We start from the raw sequence: 18,237 nt of genomic DNA, 5'->3' as shown, positions 1-18,237 counted from the left end.
GCGTTCTGTCCAGTTTGCCAGCGGCTCCCGTCCGGCCTATCTGAGGCGCTGAAAAAAGGCGGGCCGATCCAACAGCATGGCAGGTCGAGGGATATGAGCGCGATGGAGCAGGGCGACCTGCGAGGCCCGGTCGAACCGGCGAAGACCACGATGCGGCAAACGTCGCAGCAGGCGGTGGCGGAGACGGCCGAGGCGAAGTCCGCCCGCGGCAATCGTCTGCGGCCGCTGCTGGCGCTCTGGCCCTATGTGGCGCGCTACCGCGGCCAGGCGCTGGCGGCGCTGGTTGCGCTCATCGTGGCCTCGCTGGCGACGCTGGCGGTGCCGATCGCGGTGCGGCGGATGATCGATCTCGGCTTCAGCCCGAGCGGCGTTGCGATGATCAACAGCTACTTCGGCGTCATGATCGGGGTGGTGGCAGTGCTCGCCCTTGCCAGCGCCTCGCGTTACTACCTCGTCATCACGCTGGGCGAGCGCATCGTCGCCGACCTGCGCCGTGACGTCTTCAATCATCTGGTGCGGCTGTCGCCGGCCTTTTTCGACCGCAGCCATAGCGGCGAACTGGTCTCGCGCCTCACCGCCGACACCACGCAGATCAAATCGGCAGTCGGCGCCTCGGTCTCGGTGGCGCTGCGCAATCTCGTGCTGTTCATCGGCGCTTCCAGCATGATGGTGGTGACGAGCCCGCGTCTGTCGGGCTTTGTACTCGCCGTCATTCCGCTGATCGTGCTGCCGTTGGTGGCATTCGGCCGCCGTGTGCGCGCGCTGTCGCGCGGCGCACAGGACACGCTCGCCGATGCCTCGTCCTATGCCTCGGAGCTGATCGGGGCGATCCGCACCCTGCAGGCCTTCACCAACGAGCGGCTGGCATCGACACGGTTCGGCGCTGAGGTCGGCCGCGCGTTCAGCGCGGCGCGGGATTCGACGCGCGCCCGCGCCTTCCTCACCGCGGTGGTGATCTTCCTAATTTTCTCCAGCGTGGTCGCAATCCTGTGGGTCGGCTCGCACGACGTGCTCACCGGTCATATCACCGCCGGCCGGCTCGGCCAGTTCGTGCTCTATGCGGCATTTGCCGCGGGCAGTCTCGGCGAACTCAGCCAGGTGTGGGGCGAGATCTCGGCGGCAGCCGGCGCGTCGGAGCGGCTGTTCGAGATTTTGCGGGTGAAGCCCGATATCGCGGCGCCCCCGGCGCCGAAGGCGCTGCCACAGCCCCCGCGCGGCGATGTGACGTTCACCGACGTGCGGTTTGCCTATCCAACGCGGCCCGAGCATGCGGTGGTCGACGGCGTGTCGCTCGCCGTGCGCGCCGGCGAGCGTGTCGCGGTGGTCGGGCCCTCCGGCGCCGGCAAGAGTACGCTGTTCCACCTTCTGATGCGCTTCTACGATCCAGCCGCTGGCGTCGTCGCGTTCGATGGCGTAGCGATCAACGATGTCACGCCGCAGGACCTGCGCAGCCGCATCGCGCTGGTGCCGCAGGACACGGTGGTGTTCTCCGGTTCCGCGCGCGACAACATCCGTTTCGGCCGGCCGGACGCCAGCGATGCCGAGGTCGAACGTGCGGCCGAGCAGGCCCATGCCACTGAATTCATCCGACGCTTGCCGAAGGGCTTCGACACCGAACTCGGCGAGCGTGGCGTGACGCTGTCCGGCGGCCAGCGCCAGCGTATCGCCATCGCACGCGCCATCCTGCGCGACGCGCCGCTGTTGCTGCTCGACGAGGCGACGTCGTCGCTCGACGCCGAGAGCGAGACGCTGGTGCAGACCGCGCTGGAGGATCTCATGCAGCAGCGCACCACGTTGGTGATCGCGCACCGTCTTGCGACGGTGCTGTCGTGCGACCGCATCCTGGTCATGGAGAACGGTCGCATCGTCGAGCAAGGCACGCATGCCAGCCTCGTCGCAGCCGACGGCCTCTACGCCAAGCTCGCACGGCTGCAGTTCGAGGTCGGCTGACGTCGACAATCGTTGGTCTCGGCCCACGCCCGGAGTGAGGTGCGGAACAGCGCCGTTCAAGGCGTCCAGCGCAGGCGCAGCACCGGGCGGCCCGATGTCGGATTGACGTCGCGACCATCGTCGACAAAGCCGTTCTTGCGATAGAACGCGATGGCGCGGGCGTTGTCTTCGTTGACCAGCAGCGTGATGCCGGTTGGCGACAACCGCTTGGCTTCGCCCAGCAACTGCCGCGCGACCGGCGATCCCCAGTGGTCGGGGCCGACCACCAGCTGATCGAGATAGCCTGTGGGGTCGATGGTCACGAAGCCCGCGAGGGTGTTGCCGTCTTCCGCGACCACGATCTGTGTTGCCGGCACGAGCTCGCTGCGCCAGCGCTCACGCCACCACGGCACCCGTGCGGCGAAATCGATAGCGGGATAGGCAAGCTGCCAGGTGAGCCGCCACAGCTCGATGGCTGCGTCTTCGTCGGCGGGGCGGTATGCGCGGAGCGTGATCGCGGCGGTAGGCGACATGGAAGCTGCTCGAGACGGATTCTGCGAGAACGAATTTGTCGACGCGGTTGCGATTTATTCAAGTGCAATTCTTGAGGCGAACTCGGCGCGCCGACCGGGCGGCACCTCAAGAGTGTTGAAGAAGGTGTCTGCGAGCGGCGTGCGATCCTCCGCGCAGATCAGGTGGACCGTCATGGCCATCGCAAAGCCGCGGGGCATCCTGGCGAATGATACGTTCGCCGGCTTGATGCGCTCCAGGCCGGCCTGCACGATGGCCACCCCGAGACTGGCGCCGACCATTTCCAGCACGGTCAGGGGGTCGGCGGCCTCATACCGGATATTGGGCTTGATACCGGCGGCTTCGCAGGCCTCGATCATCGCGCGCCGCCCGGATGGCGACGCCGATGCGGGCAACGCAATGAAGGCCTCGGCGCTAATGCGACTGGCGGACGGTGGTGTCGTCCATCCGCGATCCCTGGGAAAGGCGAGGCGGAACGGCTCCTTGCAGACCATGCGAGATCGCAGTCCGGCGCCTGTCGGCGGCGCCGAATAGGCAAAGCCGATATCGATCTCGCGGGCTTGCAACTGCTGGAACTGGTCGGGCGACCGCAGTCTCCTGAGTTCGATCTCGGCCCTCGGCGCGGCGCGGCGAAACGATCTCAAGGCATTTGCCAGCGAGCCGGAATGTACTGCGCCTTCGACGTAGCCGACGACGAGCGAGCCTTCGGACCCAGCCGTGAGGGCCCGGGCACGACGCTCGAGTGTCGCGCTGTGCGCGAGCAGGGCCTTGGCTTCGGTCAGGAAATCCCGTCCCGTTGCGGTGAGCTTGAGGCGTTTTTTGGATCGGTAGAACAGCGTCAGCCCAAGCTGCGCTTCGAGACCTTGAATTTGCCGGCTGAGGGGGGATTGCGTGAGGTTCAGAGCTCTCTCCGCACGAACGACGCTCTCCGTTTCCGCGACCGCGACGAAATAGCGAAGCTGCTGTAACTCCAACATCGGTCCCCTTCGGTCTCAACTCGGTCCGAAATAGCGTTGGACGGGACTGTACTGCGCGGGCGATCAACATGTCGATGCGAAGGTTGGGATGTGTCTTCTGGCGGATCTCCACCGGAGGCCGGAACGATCGCCTGATGCTTCGGCATGTCGAGGAGTGAAAAATGGGTCTTCAGAAATTTGGCTTCATCGTCACCGGTGCAGCGCTCGATCCGGCGCGTCACCGCATGGTCATGTCATCGAAGCGATTTGAAATGATTGCGGTGGGCGTGAGCCAGGCGTCGGACGGACCGGCGATCGCAAGGCAGCTTGTCGACGACGGTGTCCAGTTGCTCGAATTGTGCGGCGGCTTCGGTCCGGTTTGGACGGCGCGGATCATCGACGCCATCGGCGGACGGATCCCCGTGGGTTCGGTCGGCTATGGCCCGGAGGCGATCGGGCCGATGCACGAGCTCTTCAAAGCCTAGCGCGTTGTCGAGCGCCTGCCCCCGGACTTGAATTCGGGGGCGGCATCGGTTGGCGCGACGACAACGCGCCGGAAAAAACCGGCGCGAGCGCGCATCAGGCTAGCGCTCCGTCAGCTTCAGCTCGATGCGGCGGTTGCGGGCGTAGGCCTCGTCGGTCTTGGCGGCATCGAGCGGCTGGAATTCGCCGAAGCCGGCGGCGACGAGACGCTGTGGCGACACGCCTTTGGAGATCAGGTACTGCACCACGGAGATGGCGCGCGCCGCCGACAGTTCCCAGTTCGACTTGAACTCGGGACTGGCGATCGGGCGCGTGTCGGTGTGGCCGTCGACGCGCAGCACCCACGGAATTTCGTTCGGAATCTGCTTGTCGAGGTCGGCCAGCGCGCTGGCGAGCTGGTCGAGCTCGGCCCGGCCTTCTGGCAGCAGCTGCGCCTGGCCGGTGTCGAAGAAGACTTCCGACTGGAACACGAAGCGGTCGCCGACCACGCGGATATCGGGACGGTTGCCAAGGATGGCGCGCAGCCGCCCGAAGAATTCCGAGCGATAGCGCGACAATTCCTGCACGCGTTGCGCCAGCGCGACGTTGAGGCGCGAGCCGAGATCGGCGATGCGGCCCTGCGATTCCTTGTCCTTCTTCTCGGAGGCGTCGAGCGCCTGCTCCAGTGCGGCGAGCTGGCGGCGCAGGGCGCTGATCTGCTGGTTCAGCACCTCGACCTGCGCCAGCGCGCGGCTCGACAGCTGCTTCTCCGAATCCAGCGCCTTGCCGAGTTCGCTGGCGCGGCCGGCGGCGTCGTTGCCCGCGGCGGCGAGGCCGTCATACAGCCCCTTGACGCGGTCGCGTTCGCCCTCCGCGGCCGAAAGGCCGGCGCGCATCTGGCCGAGCTGGTCCTCGAGATTGAGCTTGCCGAGCTTCTCCAGCGACAACAGGTCGGTGAGCTGGGCGATCTGGGCGTTGAGCCGCTCCAGCGCCTTGTCCTTGCCCGTGACCTCCTGCGAGAGGAAGAACTGCACCACCAGGAACACCGACAGCAGGAAGACGATCGCCAGCACCAGCGTCGACAGCGCATCGACGAAGCCTGGCCAGTAGTTGAAACCGGATTCGGACCGGCGGCCGCGGGCAAGCGCCATATCGGCAATCTCCGTGATCGTGGGGGCGGCGCGTCAGTTTTTCTCGGGCTGGCGGGCAATCTGTTCCAGCAGCTTGCGGATCTCGCGGTTGTTCTCACCCTGGCCGTCGGCCCATTCGCGGATCATCTGCTGCTCGTTGCGCATGTGCTGCACGAGCCCCTGGATGGCGTCGGCGAGATTGGCCATCGCGGTCGAGGTGGAGCGGTTGGAGCCCATGTCCTCGACCGTCGCGCGCAGCCGTTCGATCGCGGTGCGGATCTCGGCGCCGTCCGAACCGGCGAGCGGCACGCCGCCGGCGCCGCGCTCGGACGAGTACTCGCGCACGGTCGACGCCAGCCAGTCCTCCAGATCCGTATAGAAACGATTCTGCGCCTGGCTCGACTGCAGGTCGAGAAAGCCGAGAATCAGCGAACCGGCGAGGCCGAACAGCGACGACGAGAACGAGATGCCCATGCCGCCGAGCGGCGCGGCGAGGCCTTCCTTCAAGGTGTCGAACACCGCGCCGGCGTCACCGCCGACCTTGAGGCCGTCGATGACCTTGCCGACCGAGCCGACCGTCTCGATCAGGCCCCAGAATGTGCCGAGCAGGCCGAGGAATACGAGGAGGCCGGTCATGTAGCGGGAGATATCCCGCGCCTCGTCGAGACGGGTGGCGATGGAATCCAGCAGGTGACGCATGGTCTGCTGGGTGATGGTCATGCGCCCGGCGCGATCGCCGAGGATGGCCGCCATCGGCGCCAGTAGCCGCGGCCGGCGGTCGACCGCAAGGCCGGGATCGGCGATGCGGAAGCTGTTGACCCAGGACACCTCGGGATAGAGCCGGATCACCTGGCGGAATGACAGGATGATGCCGATCGCCAGCACCGCGCCGATCAGCGCGTTGAGGCCGGGGTTTGCGAGGAACGCGCCCCAGACCTGCTTGTACAGCACGACCAGCACCAGTCCGCACAGGATGAGGAATACCAGCATGCGGACCAGGAAGATCCGCGGCGAGGAGAGCTTCGTGGGGGCGATTTCGTCTGCAAAGCGGTCTGATGAACTGGGCGCCATGTCGAGGGTCTGCTGTCCTTGCACGTGAGGCGTGTTGTTCTGCCAATATGGCACAGCGGCGGCGGGAAGAAAGGTGGAGCATGGCCGCAACGCCGTCGTGAGCGGAACCGGTCGGGCGGCCGTCGCGCCGCGTTGAAACCGCCCGCACGGGCGCTCGTATCTCAGCAATATCAATGGCCCGTGACAGGGCGGGAGGCGCGGTGCGATGGTCTTTGTGGTGGCGCTGGTGCTGATGGCGGTGGCCTTCGCCGTCTGCATGGCGGGGGCGTGGCTGGTACAGCAGCGCACCGGCAATTCGGGCTGGGTCGATACCATCTGGACGTTCTCGCTCGGCGTCATCGGCGCCGCGGGGGCGCTGTGGCCCCTGCAAGGGTCAATCCCCGGGCCGCGGCAGTGGCTGGTCGCGGCGCTGATCGCATTGTGGGCGTTGCGGCTCGGCAGCCATATCGCCCAGCGCAGCGCCGGCATCACCGACGATCCGCGCTATGCCCGCTTCGCGGCAGACTGGGGCGCGGAAGCGCCGCGCCGCATGTTTGTCTTCCTGCAGAACCAGGCGCTGGGCTCGTTGCCGCTGGTGTTCGCGATATTCGTTGCGGCACACGCGCCACGGCCGCTCGACGCACAGGATCTGCTTGGCGCCCTGCTTCTCGCCGCGGGCATCGCCGGCGAAGCGGTCGCGGACACGCAGCTGAAGCGTTTCCGCGGCGCTGCCGTCAATCGCGGCCGGGTCTGCGACGCCGGGCTGTGGCGGCTGTCGCGGCATCCCAACTATTTCTTCCAGTGGCTGGGTTGGCTGGCCTACCCGGTGATGGCGATCTCGTTCGCCGATCCGCTCGGTTATCCCTGGGGCTTCGCGGCGCTGCCGGCGCCGCTGGTCATGTACTGGATCCTCGTCCATGTCACCGGCATTCCGCCCCTCGAGGAGCAGATGCTGCGCTCGCGCGGCGACGCCTACCGCGCCTATCAGGCGCGCACCAGCCGCTTCTTTCCCTGGTCGCCGCGCGTCGCGGCGGACCGCTGAGTTCAGTTTTCTCCGATGGAGCGCACGCCGCCATGACCATGATCGCCAATCTCATTGCGGCTGCCGAGCGCGCGCCGTTGCCCGACGTGATGGTGCGCGCCGGCATTCAGGCGCTGTGCGCCCGCACCGCGCAGCGGCTGTCGCGCGGCGATGCGGCGAGCGATGCGGCATTCGCCCGCCAGATGACCGCGCGAGCGATCGCCGAGCACACCGGCGCCGCCAATGCCCAGCACTACGAGGTGCCGGCGGCGTTCTTCGGCATGGTGCTGGGGCCGTACCGCAAGTATTCCAGCTGCTTCTACGCGACCGCCGGGGCAACGCTGCAGGAGGCCGAGGAGGAGGCCTTGCGGCAGACCTGCGTGCGCGCCGGCCTCGCCGATGGCCAGCGTATCCTCGAGCTCGGCTGCGGCTGGGGCTCGCTGTCGTTGTGGATGGCACGGGAATTCCCCCGCGCCTGCATCGTCGCCGTGTCGAATTCGCAATCGCAGCGCGCCCATATCGAGGGGCAGGCGCGGGCGCGTGGCCTGCGCAACCTCACGGTCGTCACCGCGGACATGAACGATTTCGCGCCCGCCGAGCGCTTCGATCGCATCGTCTCCGTCGAGATGTTCGAGCACATGATGAACTGGCGCGAACTGCTGACGCGTGTTCGCGGCTGGCTGGCGCCGAACGGCCGCTTCTTCATGCACATCTTCACGCATCGCTGCGGCGCATACCTGTTCGATCACGGCGACCGTGCCGACTGGATCGCGCAGCATTTCTTCACAGGCGGCGTGATGCCGAGCCATCGCCTGATCCGGCAGTATGCCGACCTGTTCACGGTGGAACAGGAGTGGCGATGGAGCGGCGTGCACTATCAGCGCACGGCGCAGGACTGGCTGCACAACTTCGACGCCCACCGCGAGGCGATCGACGAGGTGCTGCGTCCGGTCTATGGCGAGGAGACGCGGTTGTGGATGCGGCGCTGGCGCTGGTTCTTTCTCGCCACCGCAGGACTGTTCGGTCATGCCGGCGGCGAGGAATGGGGCGTCAGCCACTACCGGCTGGCGGCGGCGTGACCGAGCGCACCTCGATGCGCTTGGGGTCGACGCAGATCGCCGGCGTTTCAGCCGAATCATAGGAACAGTTGGAGAAGGCTTCGCCGCTGTGCACCTCGGCGGGGCCGTCGACTTCGGCGATCAGGCGCGGATTGTCTTTCTCCCAACGCATCCGCAACTGGTCGGGCAGGCCTGGCCACACCAGCGCAGGTCCGCCGCGCGGCCGACGTGTCGAACCGACTTCCGGCGGGCGTCCGGACGAAATCCACGCCGCGGTCACGGCGCTCGAGCTGTCGGCATGATCGTAGTGGTAGATCGCGGCATAGCGGGCCTGCGAGGCGTCATGCAGCACGGCGACGACCTTGAAGCGGTCGAGCGGATCGCGTGCAAGCCATGCGAACAGGCCCACCGCGAGCACGATGGTTGGCCCGGCCATCAAGCCGATCCCGATGGGAGATCGGTGCAAGGGAAGTTTGGCGGCGGACGTCTGCATGGTCGAAGCTCGATCGAGCTGCGATGTTACGACCAGTTGCAGCTGCGATCAATTGACCGCGGGTGCATACCGGTCTGCCGGGAAAGCAAGGCCCGGGCGCGGACGCAATCTCCGCGCCGGCGCGGTCGATCAGGGCAGCGCGTTGAGCACTTTGAGCAATTCACGATGGATGGTCTCGTTGCCGCAGACCACATCGCCGGTCTTGAGCGGGTCGTCGCTACCTTGTGTGCCCGAGACCTTGCCGCCGGCTTCGCGGATCATCAGCATGCCTGCGGCGAGATCCCAGGGCTGCAGGTCGCGTTCCCAGTAGCCATCGAGGCGGCCGGCCGCGACACCGGCGAGATCGAGCGATGCGGCGCCGAAGCGGCGCAGGCCGGCGACCTTCGGCATCATCGCACCGAGTTCGCGATGAGCAAGCCCGAGATTGCCGCGGCCGATATGCGGCAGGCCACAGGCGATCACGCTCTCATTGAGCTGCTTGCGGCCGGCGACTCGCAGGCGCTGGTCGTTGAGGAAAGCACCCTTGCCGCGCTCGGCGACGTAGAGCTCGTCATTGGCCGGATTGTAGATCACGCCGGCAATCAGCGTGTCCTCGCGCAGCAGGCCGATCGAGATCGCGAACTGCGGAATGCCGTGCAGGAAATTGGTGGTGCCGTCGAGCGGATCGACAATCCAGGTGTGGCTCTTGTCCGTGCCCTCGCGGGCGCCGCCTTCCTCGCCGAGGAAGCCATAGCCCGGGCGCGCCTTGGCGAGATCGTCGTACAGCATCTCCTCGGCGCGCTTGTCCGCGGCGCTGACGAAGTTGGCCGGGCCCTTCATCGAGACCTGCAGGTTTTCGATCTCGCCGAGATCGCGCTTGAGGCTGCGGCCGGCGCGGCGCGCGGCTTTCACCATGACGTTGATGAGGGCTGAGGGGATCATGGCTCGATTCACGGCGACCCCGGGCAGGGTCGATTGGAGGAAAAGGGATGGATGCCGGTTGGGTGCCCTGACCCGGCGGCAACGTCAAGGGGCGATCAGGCAATGATCATGGTGGAGGCCCGTGCCGGGCGTCACTTGCCGGTCAGCCAGTGCCGCGCGCTGGCCTCGGCCTTGGCGCGGTCCTCTGGCGACAGCTTCTGAAGTTCCGTGTCCAGCATCAGGTCGCCGTTGCCGCCGGCTTTGGCGATCAGGTGCCATTTCAACCCCTCGATCTTGTCCACGGGGGCGCCGATTCCCGCCACCAGCACCCGCGCGAGGCGATTCTGGGCGATCGGGCTACCCTGTCGGGAGGCCCGCCACAGCAGCTTCACCGCGGCATCCTCGTCCTTGGGGACGCCGGTGCCATTGAACAGGGCGATGGCGTACTCGACCTCGGCGTCGAGGTAGTTGGCGATCGAGGCCTTCTGCAGCAGCCTGGCGGCCTCGGTGAGGTTCTTCTCGACGCCGCGCCCCTCCTTGTAGAAGGTCGCCAGTGCATACTGCGCCTCCGGGCTGCCGGCGTCGGCCGCTTGGCGGAATAGCTCCGCGGCGCGCTTGAGGTCCTGCGGAAAGGTCTGGCCTTCGAGATAGAGCAAGCCGAGGTTGTAGGCCGCCGCCGCCTTGCCGAGCTTGGCCGCGGAGGCCAGCAGCTTGGCGCCCTCGCTGCGGTCCGCCGGTCCACCGCGGCCGGCGATACGGAACATGGCCAGCGCGAACATCGCCTCGCGGTCGCCGCGATCGGCGGCAGCCTTGTACCACAGCGCCGCCTTGGCGTCGTCGCGGTTGGTGCCGAAGCCATTGGCATAGAGCTCGCCGAGCAAGGTCATGGCCTTGATGTCGCCCTTGTCGTTGGCGCGCTGGGTCGCGATCTTCAGCGCCTGGCCATACTGGCCGCGCTGGTAGGCGCCGTAGGCGAGGTCGACATTGGGGTCGTCCGGCGCGGGGGCGGGCGTCGCGGCGGCCGCAGGCGGTGCCGCCTTCGCGGCGGTCGGCGCAGCCTTCGCCGCTGGCGCCGGGGCCGCCTTTTTGGTGGCCGGCGTTGGCGCGGGCTTCGGGGCTGCTGGCGGAGCAGCCTTGGGCGGCTGCTGAACGCCCGGCGGGGTCAGCGAGATCTGCGCCTGCGCACGATCGATCGCATTCCATCCGAGGCAGCACGTCGTCAGCAGCGCAACGCGCAGGACTTTCATCCCGGTCGGCATCATTCCTTCCTTGCCGGCCCCTGCCGGGATTGCGTGCCGCGAGGCCGCCGATGAATTCGGTACACGTAGTGCTGGAGGTTGGGGCGTTCATATGGAGGCTTCGCGGCAACATTGCTGCGAAGCCTAGTCTTGACGCTCCCGATCCTGGACGATCGCCTGAGCAACGTCCATCAGCGCCGCGCGCGGGCCGCGCGGATCTTCCCAGACGAGGTCGCCGACCAGCACGAAATCGGCGCCTGCGGCAACGAAGGCCCTGGCCTCCGCGAGGGTCTCGGCATGACCGATGCAGGGCGGCTCGAACAGCTCGTTCCACCACTGCAGGCGCTCGCAGATCGCCTCCACCGAAGGCCGCTTGCCGGCCGCGTCGGGCTCGCCGAACAGCACGTAGTCGGCGCCGGCCTCGCCGGCCAGCATGGCGTCATGGCGGGTGATGAGGCCGCCGACTCCGGCGATACGCTGGGGCCGAAGGCTTTCCAGCGCCTCGGTGGCGGCCGCCATTCCCGTCAGATGGGCGCCGTCGGCGCCGGAGCGGGCGACGATGCCAGCATGGCCGTCGAGCAGGCAGGCGACGTCGGCACGCTGAATGGGCGCCACCAGCTTCTTGGCGCGCTCGGTCAGGGTGCGGTCGTCGCTCGGCGTGAGCCGGACGAGAACGGCGGCAATGTCGAGGCCGTCCAGCAGCTCGGGCAATGCGCCCGCGAGCGGCGCAGGATCGGTCACCACCGGCGTCGCGAGGTAGAGTCGCGGCGCCGGACGGGGCGGGACGGGTGTCGGTTTGGCGCTCACGCCGCCTTCTTTTCCAGCTCGGCCTTCCACTCGCCCTTGCTGGCGAGGCTGTTCATGCGGGCGCGATGGGTGAACGCCTGCTGGCCGGCAGCGACGTTCTCGGCCTTGCCAGCCCATGCCTTCTGCGGCGCCGCCTGCAGCGCGCGGCCGTAAGAGAAGGTCAGGCCCCACGGCAGGCCGCCAATGCGGTGCATGGCGTCGAGATGGGCGGTGGCCTCCTCGTCGCTCTGGCCGCCCGACAGGAAGGCGATGCCCGGCACGGCGCTCGGCACGCAGGCCTTGAGCAGCTTGACGGTTTGCTCGGCAACCTCGGCGACCGAAGACTTCCTGGCGCTCTTCTTGCCGGCGATTGCCATGTTCGGCTTCAGCACCATGCCCTCCAGCGCGACGCGCTGAATGAACAGCTGCTGGAAGGTCTCATTGAGCACCGCCTCGGTGACTTCGTAGCAGCGCGCGATGTCGTGGTCGCCGTCCATCAGCACTTCCGGCTCGACGATCGGCACGATCTGCGCCGCCTGGCACAGCGCGGCGTAGCGGGCCAGCGCATGGGCGTTTGTCTGGATCGCGGTGCGGCTCGGAATGCCGTTACCGACATCGATCACCGCGCGCCACTTGGCGAAGCGCGCGCCCTGCTCGTAATACTTCTTCAGACGCTCCGCGAGACGGTCGAGGCCGACCGTGATCAGCTCGCCCGGGCAGCCCGGCAGGGCCTGGGTGCCTTCGTCGACCTTGATGCCGGGGATCGCGCCGGCGGCTTCGATCAGCTTGACCAGCGGCGTGCCGTCCTTGGCCTTCTGCCAAATCGTTTCGTCGTACAGGATGACGCCGGAGACGTAGTTGGTCATCGCCTCCTTCGAGCGGAACAGCATCTCGCGGTAGTCGCGGCGGTTGTCCTCGGTCGACTCGACGCCGATTGCGTCGAAGCGCTTCTTGATGGTGCCCGACGACTCGTCGGCAGCAAGAATACCCTTGCCCGGTGCGACCATGGCTCGGGCAATCTTGTTGAGGTCGGCGAGGTTCATCGGATTCATCTCCTTAAGGCTCGAATGGGTCGAAAACGGCTTCAAATCGGTTGGAAAGCAGTCCGGGGCGGCCAAGGGCAGTTCAGCGCCAGTTCGGCGTCGGATGTATCACGCCGGCTCCGGATTGCGGAAGGTACGCGTCATTTTGTCCTCAGCACCTCGACGCCCGGCAGCGGCTTGCCTTCCATCCACTCCAGGAAGGCACCGCCTGCGGTCGAGACATAGGTGAAATCGTCGCCGACGCCGGCATGGTTCAGCGCCGCCACGGTGTCGCCGCCTCCGGCGACCGACACCAGCTTGCCGGCCTTGGTGCGGGCCGCTGCGTGGCGCGCGGCGGAGACGGTTCCCTTGTCGAATGGCGTCAGCTCGAAGGCGCCGAGGGGGCCATTCCAGACCAGCGTCGCGGCGTCGTCGATCGCGGCGTTGACACGGTCGATCGAGCGCGGCCCGACGTCGAGGATCATGGCGTCGTGGGGAACGGCGTCGAGGCCGTAGGCCTGCGACGGCGCATTGGCCTGGAAGTGATAGGCAACGGTGGCGTCGACCGGCAGGATGATGGCGCAGTTGGCGGCTTCCGCCTTCTCCAGGATGCGCAGCGCGGTCGGCGCGAGATCCTTCTCGGCCAGCGACTTGCCGATGCCGACGCCCTGGGCGTGCAGGAACGTGTTGGCCATGCCGCCGCCGATCACCAGTGCGTCGACCTTGGCGACGAGGTTTTCGAGCAGCTCGAGCTTGGTCGAGACCTTGGCGCCGCCGACGATGGCGATCACCGGCTTGACCGGAGCTTCCAGCGCCTTTCCGAGGGCATCGAGCTCCGCCTGCATGGTGCGGCCCGCATAGGCCGGCAGCACGCGGCCGAGACCCTCGGTCGAGGCATGGGCGCGGTGGGCGGCCGAGAAGGCGTCGTTGACCCAAATGTCGCCGAGTTTGGCGAGCGCGGCGACGAAGGCGGGATCGTTCTTTTCCTCTTCCGTGTGGAAGCGGGTGTTCTCCAGGCACAGGATGTCGCCGGCGCCGAGCGCTGCAACCGCCCGCTCGGCGGCGGCGCCGATGCAGTCGTCGGAGAAGGCGACGTTGCGCTTGATGACGCCGGCGAGCACGTCGGCCACGGGCTTCAGCGAGTCCTTGGCGTCACGGCCCTTGGGACGGCCGAAATGCGCCAGCAGGATGACCTTGGCGCCCTTATCAGAGAGCTCGGTGATGGTCGGCGCGATGCGCTCGAGGCGAGTGAGGTCCGTCACCCGGCCGTTGTCCATCGGCACGTTGAGGTCGACGCGCACCAGCACGCGCTTGTCCTTGACGTCGACATCATCGAGGGTTCGGAACGTCTTGCTCATCACGCAGCTTCACCTTGCAGGTCGGTCGGAAAATGAAAATGTCCGGCGGGGCTCGCGCCACCGCCGGACATCTTGAGGATCAGAGCAGCTTGCCCATCGCGACCGCGGTGTCGGCCATGCGGTTCGAGAAGCCCCATTCGTTGTCGTACCACGACAGCACGCGCACGAACGTGCCGCCCTGCACCTTGGTCTGGTCAAAGGCGAAGGTCGAGGAGTGCGGATCGTGGTTGAAGTCGATCGAAACATTGGGGTGGCTGGTGACGCCGAGGATGCCCTTGAGCTCCTGGGCGGCGGCCCGCTTCATCGCTTCGTTGATCTCTTCCTTGGTGGTGGCCTTCTTGGTCACGACCTTGAGGTCGATCACCGAGACGTTCGGGGTCGGCACGCGGATCGAGACGCCGTCGAGCTTGCCATTGAGTTCCGGCAGCACGAGGCCGATCGCCTTGGCGGCGCCGGTTGAGGTCGGGATCATCGACATCGCCGCGGCGCGGCCGCGGTAGAGATCCTTGTGCATGGTGTCCAGCGTCGGCTGGTCGCCGGTATAGGCATGGATCGTGGTCATGAAGCCGGTCTCGATGCCGACGGTGTCGTGCAGCACTTTGGCCACCGGCGCGAGGCAGTTGGTGGTGCAGGAGCCGTTCGAGACCACGAGATGGTCCCTGGTCAGGGTCTGGTGGTTGACGCCGTAGACGATGGTGGCGTCAGCGCCGTCGGCCGGGGCGGAGACCAGCACGCGCTTGGCGCCGGCGGTCAGGTGGGCCGAGGCCTTGTCCTTGGCGGTGAAGATGCCGGTGCACTCCAGCGCGATGTCGATGCCGAGCTCCTTCCACGGCAGGGTCGAGGGATCGCGCACCGCGGTGACCTTGATCTTGCCGCGGCCGAGATCGATCGAGTCGCCCTCGACCTTGACCTCGCCGGGGAAGCGACCGTGCACCGAGTCGAAGCGGAGGAGGTGGGCATTGGTTTCGACCGGGCCGAGATCGTTCAGCGCAACGACCTCGATATCGGTGCGGTTGGCTTCATAAATCGCCCGCAGCACGTTGCGGCCGATACGGCCAAACCCATTGATCGCGACCCGGATTGCCATTCACTGATCTCCTCAAGATTGTTCAAAAAAGCGTCACGTGGGGCGGTTTTTGCCCCGAATGGCCCCCCGTTGCAATGTGTAATGATTGCCAATGGCCGGAAGGGTTACCCGCCCTGGGAGGGGCCGCTGGACGGGGTGGGAACGCCCCGGCGGGCCGTGTGGCCGCCGGGGTAAAAGGGTCAGCGTCCGAGGCGCTTGGCCACGGCCTCGACGGTCGCCTCGGCGGTGATGCCGAAGTGCTTGTAGAGGTCCTTGGCCGGGGCGCTCTCGCCGAAGCCATGCATGCCGATAAAGATACCGTCGGCGCCGATCACGCCGTCCCAGCCGAAGCGCACGGCGGCCTCGATCCCGACCTTGACCGGCGCCTTGCCGATGACGCGGGTCTTGGCGCTTTCTTCAGCCGCCAGCAGCAGTTCCAGGCTCGGCACCGAGACCACGCGGGCCTTGATGCCGCGGCCGGCCAGCAGCTTCTGGGCATCGACCGCGATCGATACTTCCGAGCCCGACGCGAACAGCGAAACCTCGGCTTCGCCGTCTGCGGCGACCAGTTCATAGCCGCCCGCGGCGCTGAGGTTGGTCGCATCCGCCTTGTGGCGCAGCGGCGGCAGGTTCTGGCGCGACAGCGCCAGCACGGTCGGGCCGTTGGTGCGCTCCAGCGCGATCTGCCAGCACTCAGCAGTTTCGACCGCGTCGGCCGGACGCAGGACGCGCATGTTCGGGATCGCCCGCAGTGCGGCGAGATGCTCCACCGGCTGGTGGGTCGGGCCGTCCTCGCCGAGGCCGATCGAGTCATGGGTCATGACGTAGACGGCCTGCGTGTGCGACAGCGCGGCGACGCGCATCGCCGGGCGTGCGTAGTCGGTGAAGCACAGGAAGGTGCCCCCGGCCGGCACGTAGCCGCCATGCAGGGAGATGCCGTTCATCGCCGCGGCCATGCCGAGTTCACGGATGCCGTAGTGGATGTAGCGGCCGTTGAAGTGGCCGGGGCCGATCTCCTTGAGGTCCTTGGTGCGGGTGTTGTTGGACGGCGTCAGGTCGGCAGAGCCGAGCAGCAGCTCGGGCAGCTCGGCAACCAGAACCTCCAGCGCCATCTCGCTGGCCTTGCGGGTCGCGACGGTCGGCGCATCGGCGACGAGCTTTTCCTTCAGCTTCGCCACGACGGCGTCGAGCGAGGCCGGACGCTTGCGGTCGATGACACGGCGCTGGAATTCGCCGCGCGGGCCGGCCGCGATGGCGTCGAAGCGCTTGTGCCAGTCGGCGCGGGCGGCCTCGCCACGCTTGCCCACGGCGCGCCAGGCGTTGAGCACGTCGTCGGGGATCTCGAACGGGCCGTAGTCCCAGCCCAGCGCCTTCTTGGCGCCGGCCAGTTCTTCGGCGCCGAGCGGCTCGCCATGGGCCTTCGAGGTGCCGGCCTTCTTGGGGGCGCCGAAGCCGATCGTGGTCTTGCAGGCGACGAGCGTCGGGCGATCCGAGGCCTTGGCCCGCTGGATCGCGGCGGCAATTGCCTTGTGGTCATGGCCGTCGATCCGTTCCGCGTTCCAGCCGCAGGCCTTGAAGCGCGCGACTTGGTCGACGCTGTCGGCGAGGCTGAGCGGGCCGTCGATCGAGATGCCGTTGTCGTCATAGAGGAAGATCAGCTTGGACAGCTTGAGGTGACCGGCAAGCGCGATGGCCTCCTGGCTGATGCCTTCCATCAGGTCGCCGTCCGAGCACAGCACGTAGGTGTGGTGGTCGACGAGGCCGTCGCCGAACTCGGCGGCCAGCAGCCGTTCCGCCATCGCGAAACCGACCGAGGTGGCGACGCCCTGGCCGAGCGGGCCGGTGGTGGTCTCGACGCCCGGAGTCATGAAGTTTTCCGGGTGGCCCGGGGTCAGCGAGCCGAGCTGGCGGAAGTTCTTGATCTGGTCGAGTGTCATCTTCGGGCTGCCCGTGAGGTAGAGCAGCGCATAGAGCAGCATCGAGCCGTGGCCGGCCGACAGGATGAACCGGTCACGGTCCGGCCAGGCCGGGTCGGCGGCGTCGAATTTCAGGAACTCGGTGAACAGGACCGTCGCGACATCGGCGGCGCCCATCGGCAGCCCCGGATGGCCGGACTTGGCCTTTTCCACGGCGTCCATGGAGAGGGCGCGAATCGCATTGGCCAAACGGGAATGATCGACGGAAGTCATGGGCACCAGCCTGTCTGAAATTGTGCGAAAACGTCGCAGATGGCGGAGATTTCAGCCGCCCGGAGGGGGAAACCTCTGCAGGAACCGGGGGAATAGCACCTGCATCCGTCGAGTCCAAGCACTCACAGCCTTTCGACGCTGAAGTCCCCCGCCGAGTTCCGCCGATAGCGGTGCATAGTTCGCCGGTCGCATTGCGCTCGGTTGCGGTAGTTTGTAAATTTTGACGCCTAAATCTTTGCCGAGGTGCGGTTTTTGCGGCCTTTGCAGCATCTGCGCCCCGGTTGGATTGCGGGTCAGTCTGTTTCGGGGAACTGATGATCGACCGTCCACCCTCCGGCTTTGCCGGTTCCGATGCCGCCAACGGGCCCAACGAGGTCGAGGCGGCGACGCGCCGGCTCGCCGCGGCGCTCGACGCCCTGGAGGCCGCGGTGGAACGGCGGCGGGAGGCCGATCGCGACGAGGATGAGCTCGCCGCCCGGATCCAGGCGCTCGGCACCGACCGTTCGCGCCTCGCCAACGAGCTCGATGGTTCGCTGGTGCGCACGCGCGAGCTGGAGCGCACCAACCGCGAGGTGTCGCAGCGGCTCGATACCGCGATAGCGACCATCCGCACGGTGCTCGGCAATGGAGAAGCGACATGAGCCACGTCAGCGTCACCATCAACGGCCGGCAATATCGCATGGCCTGCGAGGAGGGCCAGGAGCGGCGGCTGCTGCAGCTCGCCGAAAGCCTGGAAAGCCGCATCACCAGCCTGCGCGGCAAGTTCGGCGAGATCGGCGATTCCAGGCTCACCGTGATGTCGGCGCTGATGCTCGCGGACGAACTGCTCGACGCCAACCAGCGCATCATGCGTCTCGAGGACGAGATGAACGGGTTGCAGGACGCCCGCTTCGCCGCCGGCGAGCGCGCCAAGGCGACACAGTCGGCGATCGCGCTGGCGCTGAACTCGGCTGCCGAGCGGCTGGAAAAGATGACGCAGACGCTCAACCGCACGCTCGGCGGCGGCGTCGCGATCGGCTGATCTCACGGCGCATTCCTGTGGAATGCG

Annotated in this window: 18 protein-coding genes; 6 read left to right on the top strand and 12 right to left on the bottom strand. The window is 67.2% G+C overall.

Features of this window, described 5'->3' with window-relative positions; translation table 11 throughout:
- Nucleotides 1–93 precede the first annotated feature (93 nt).
- On the top strand, nucleotides 94–1,950 hold the full coding sequence (locus JQ639_RS20580; RefSeq protein ID WP_211968127.1) for an ABC transporter transmembrane domain-containing protein: 1,857 nt from the start codon (nucleotides 94–96) through the stop codon (nucleotides 1,948–1,950).
- Between the two features lie 56 nt (nucleotides 1,951–2,006).
- Here the strand turns inward: JQ639_RS20580 and JQ639_RS20575 are convergent, their stop codons facing one another.
- Both JQ639_RS20575 and JQ639_RS20570 read right to left on the bottom strand, forming a co-directional pair.
- Complete coding sequence (locus tag JQ639_RS20575; RefSeq protein ID WP_211968126.1) at nucleotides 2,007–2,462, bottom strand: GNAT family N-acetyltransferase; 456 nt, start codon at nucleotides 2,460–2,462, stop codon at nucleotides 2,007–2,009.
- A gap of 54 nt (nucleotides 2,463–2,516) precedes the next feature.
- On the bottom strand, nucleotides 2,517–3,437 hold the full coding sequence (locus tag JQ639_RS20570) for a LysR family transcriptional regulator (protein WP_211968125.1): 921 nt from the start codon (nucleotides 3,435–3,437) through the stop codon (nucleotides 2,517–2,519).
- 161 nt (nucleotides 3,438–3,598) lie between these two features.
- Here JQ639_RS20570 and JQ639_RS20565 point away from each other — a divergent pair, with 161 nt between their 5' ends.
- The gene (locus JQ639_RS20565; RefSeq protein ID WP_211968124.1) at nucleotides 3,599–3,901 is read left to right on the top strand and encodes a DUF6506 family protein; all 303 of its coding nucleotides are present in this window, start codon (nucleotides 3,599–3,601) and stop codon (nucleotides 3,899–3,901) included.
- A 99-nt stretch (nucleotides 3,902–4,000) separates the two neighbouring features.
- Here JQ639_RS20565 and JQ639_RS20560 read toward each other — a convergent pair whose 3' ends face one another.
- Both JQ639_RS20560 and JQ639_RS20555 read right to left on the bottom strand, forming a co-directional pair.
- Nucleotides 4,001–5,029 (bottom strand): peptidoglycan -binding protein, encoded by a 1,029-nt coding sequence (locus JQ639_RS20560; RefSeq protein WP_211968123.1) that lies wholly within the window; start codon nucleotides 5,027–5,029, stop codon nucleotides 4,001–4,003.
- Between the two features lie 33 nt (nucleotides 5,030–5,062).
- Nucleotides 5,063–6,079, bottom strand: a complete 1,017-nt coding sequence (locus JQ639_RS20555; protein WP_211968122.1) for a flagellar motor protein MotA — start codon at nucleotides 6,077–6,079, stop codon at nucleotides 5,063–5,065.
- 205 nt (nucleotides 6,080–6,284) lie between these two features.
- On the opposite strand from JQ639_RS20555, the gene JQ639_RS20550 reads away from it, so the two are divergent.
- Nucleotides 6,285–7,100, top strand: a complete 816-nt coding sequence (locus JQ639_RS20550) for a DUF1295 domain-containing protein (RefSeq protein ID WP_211968121.1) — start codon at nucleotides 6,285–6,287, stop codon at nucleotides 7,098–7,100.
- Nucleotides 7,101–7,132: 32 nt separating this feature from the next.
- A complete protein-coding gene (locus JQ639_RS20545) occupies nucleotides 7,133–8,158 on the top strand; it encodes an SAM-dependent methyltransferase (protein ID WP_211968120.1) in 1,026 nt (341 codons plus the stop codon).
- On the opposite strand, the gene JQ639_RS20540 is transcribed toward JQ639_RS20545, so the two are convergent.
- The 8 genes from JQ639_RS20540 to tkt form a co-directional block, all read right to left on the bottom strand.
- Nucleotides 8,130–8,573, bottom strand: coding sequence for a hypothetical protein (locus JQ639_RS20540; protein WP_211968119.1), 444 nt, complete (start codon nucleotides 8,571–8,573; stop codon nucleotides 8,130–8,132). The genes JQ639_RS20545 and JQ639_RS20540 overlap by 29 nt on opposite strands.
- Before the next feature lie 186 nt (nucleotides 8,574–8,759).
- The gene (locus JQ639_RS20535) at nucleotides 8,760–9,551 is read right to left on the bottom strand and encodes an inositol monophosphatase family protein (protein WP_211968118.1); all 792 of its coding nucleotides are present in this window, start codon (nucleotides 9,549–9,551) and stop codon (nucleotides 8,760–8,762) included.
- A 131-nt stretch (nucleotides 9,552–9,682) separates the two neighbouring features.
- Complete coding sequence (locus tag JQ639_RS20530) at nucleotides 9,683–10,777, bottom strand: tetratricopeptide repeat protein (protein WP_211968117.1); 1,095 nt, start codon at nucleotides 10,775–10,777, stop codon at nucleotides 9,683–9,685.
- A 135-nt stretch (nucleotides 10,778–10,912) separates the two neighbouring features.
- Entirely contained in the window at nucleotides 10,913–11,575 is a 663-nt protein-coding gene (locus tag JQ639_RS20525; protein WP_211968116.1) for a thiamine phosphate synthase, read from the bottom strand.
- A complete protein-coding gene (locus JQ639_RS20520) occupies nucleotides 11,572–12,597 on the bottom strand; it encodes a class I fructose-bisphosphate aldolase (RefSeq protein ID WP_211968115.1) in 1,026 nt (341 codons plus the stop codon). The genes JQ639_RS20525 and JQ639_RS20520 overlap by 4 nt, the downstream gene beginning before the upstream one ends.
- A gap of 140 nt (nucleotides 12,598–12,737) precedes the next feature.
- Nucleotides 12,738–13,934 (bottom strand): phosphoglycerate kinase, encoded by a 1,197-nt coding sequence (locus JQ639_RS20515; protein WP_211968114.1) that lies wholly within the window; start codon nucleotides 13,932–13,934, stop codon nucleotides 12,738–12,740.
- A gap of 79 nt (nucleotides 13,935–14,013) precedes the next feature.
- Nucleotides 14,014–15,021 (bottom strand): type I glyceraldehyde-3-phosphate dehydrogenase, encoded by a 1,008-nt coding sequence (gene gap / locus JQ639_RS20510; protein ID WP_211968113.1) that lies wholly within the window; start codon nucleotides 15,019–15,021, stop codon nucleotides 14,014–14,016.
- Nucleotides 15,022–15,200: 179 nt separating this feature from the next.
- On the bottom strand, nucleotides 15,201–17,189 hold the full coding sequence (gene tkt / locus JQ639_RS20505; RefSeq protein ID WP_211968112.1) for a transketolase: 1,989 nt from the start codon (nucleotides 17,187–17,189) through the stop codon (nucleotides 15,201–15,203).
- Nucleotides 17,190–17,503: 314 nt separating this feature from the next.
- On the opposite strand from tkt, the gene JQ639_RS20500 reads away from it, so the two are divergent.
- Together JQ639_RS20500 and JQ639_RS20495 are read left to right on the top strand one after the other, a co-directional pair.
- On the top strand, nucleotides 17,504–17,830 hold the full coding sequence (locus tag JQ639_RS20500) for a DUF4164 domain-containing protein (protein ID WP_211968111.1): 327 nt from the start codon (nucleotides 17,504–17,506) through the stop codon (nucleotides 17,828–17,830).
- Nucleotides 17,827–18,210 carry a cell division protein ZapA gene (locus JQ639_RS20495; RefSeq protein ID WP_211968110.1) on the top strand — a complete coding sequence of 128 codons (384 nt, stop codon included), beginning with the start codon at nucleotides 17,827–17,829 and terminating at the stop codon, nucleotides 18,208–18,210. Before JQ639_RS20500 ends, JQ639_RS20495 begins: the two co-directional genes overlap by 4 nt.
- The last annotated feature ends 27 nt before the right edge of the window (nucleotides 18,211–18,237 follow it).

The sequence above is a fragment of the Bradyrhizobium sp. U87765 SZCCT0048 genome (assembly GCF_018131225.1).
Lineage (GTDB): Bacteria > Pseudomonadota > Alphaproteobacteria > Rhizobiales > Xanthobacteraceae > Bradyrhizobium_A.
This window is presented reverse-complemented; position numbering and strand designations above follow the sequence as displayed.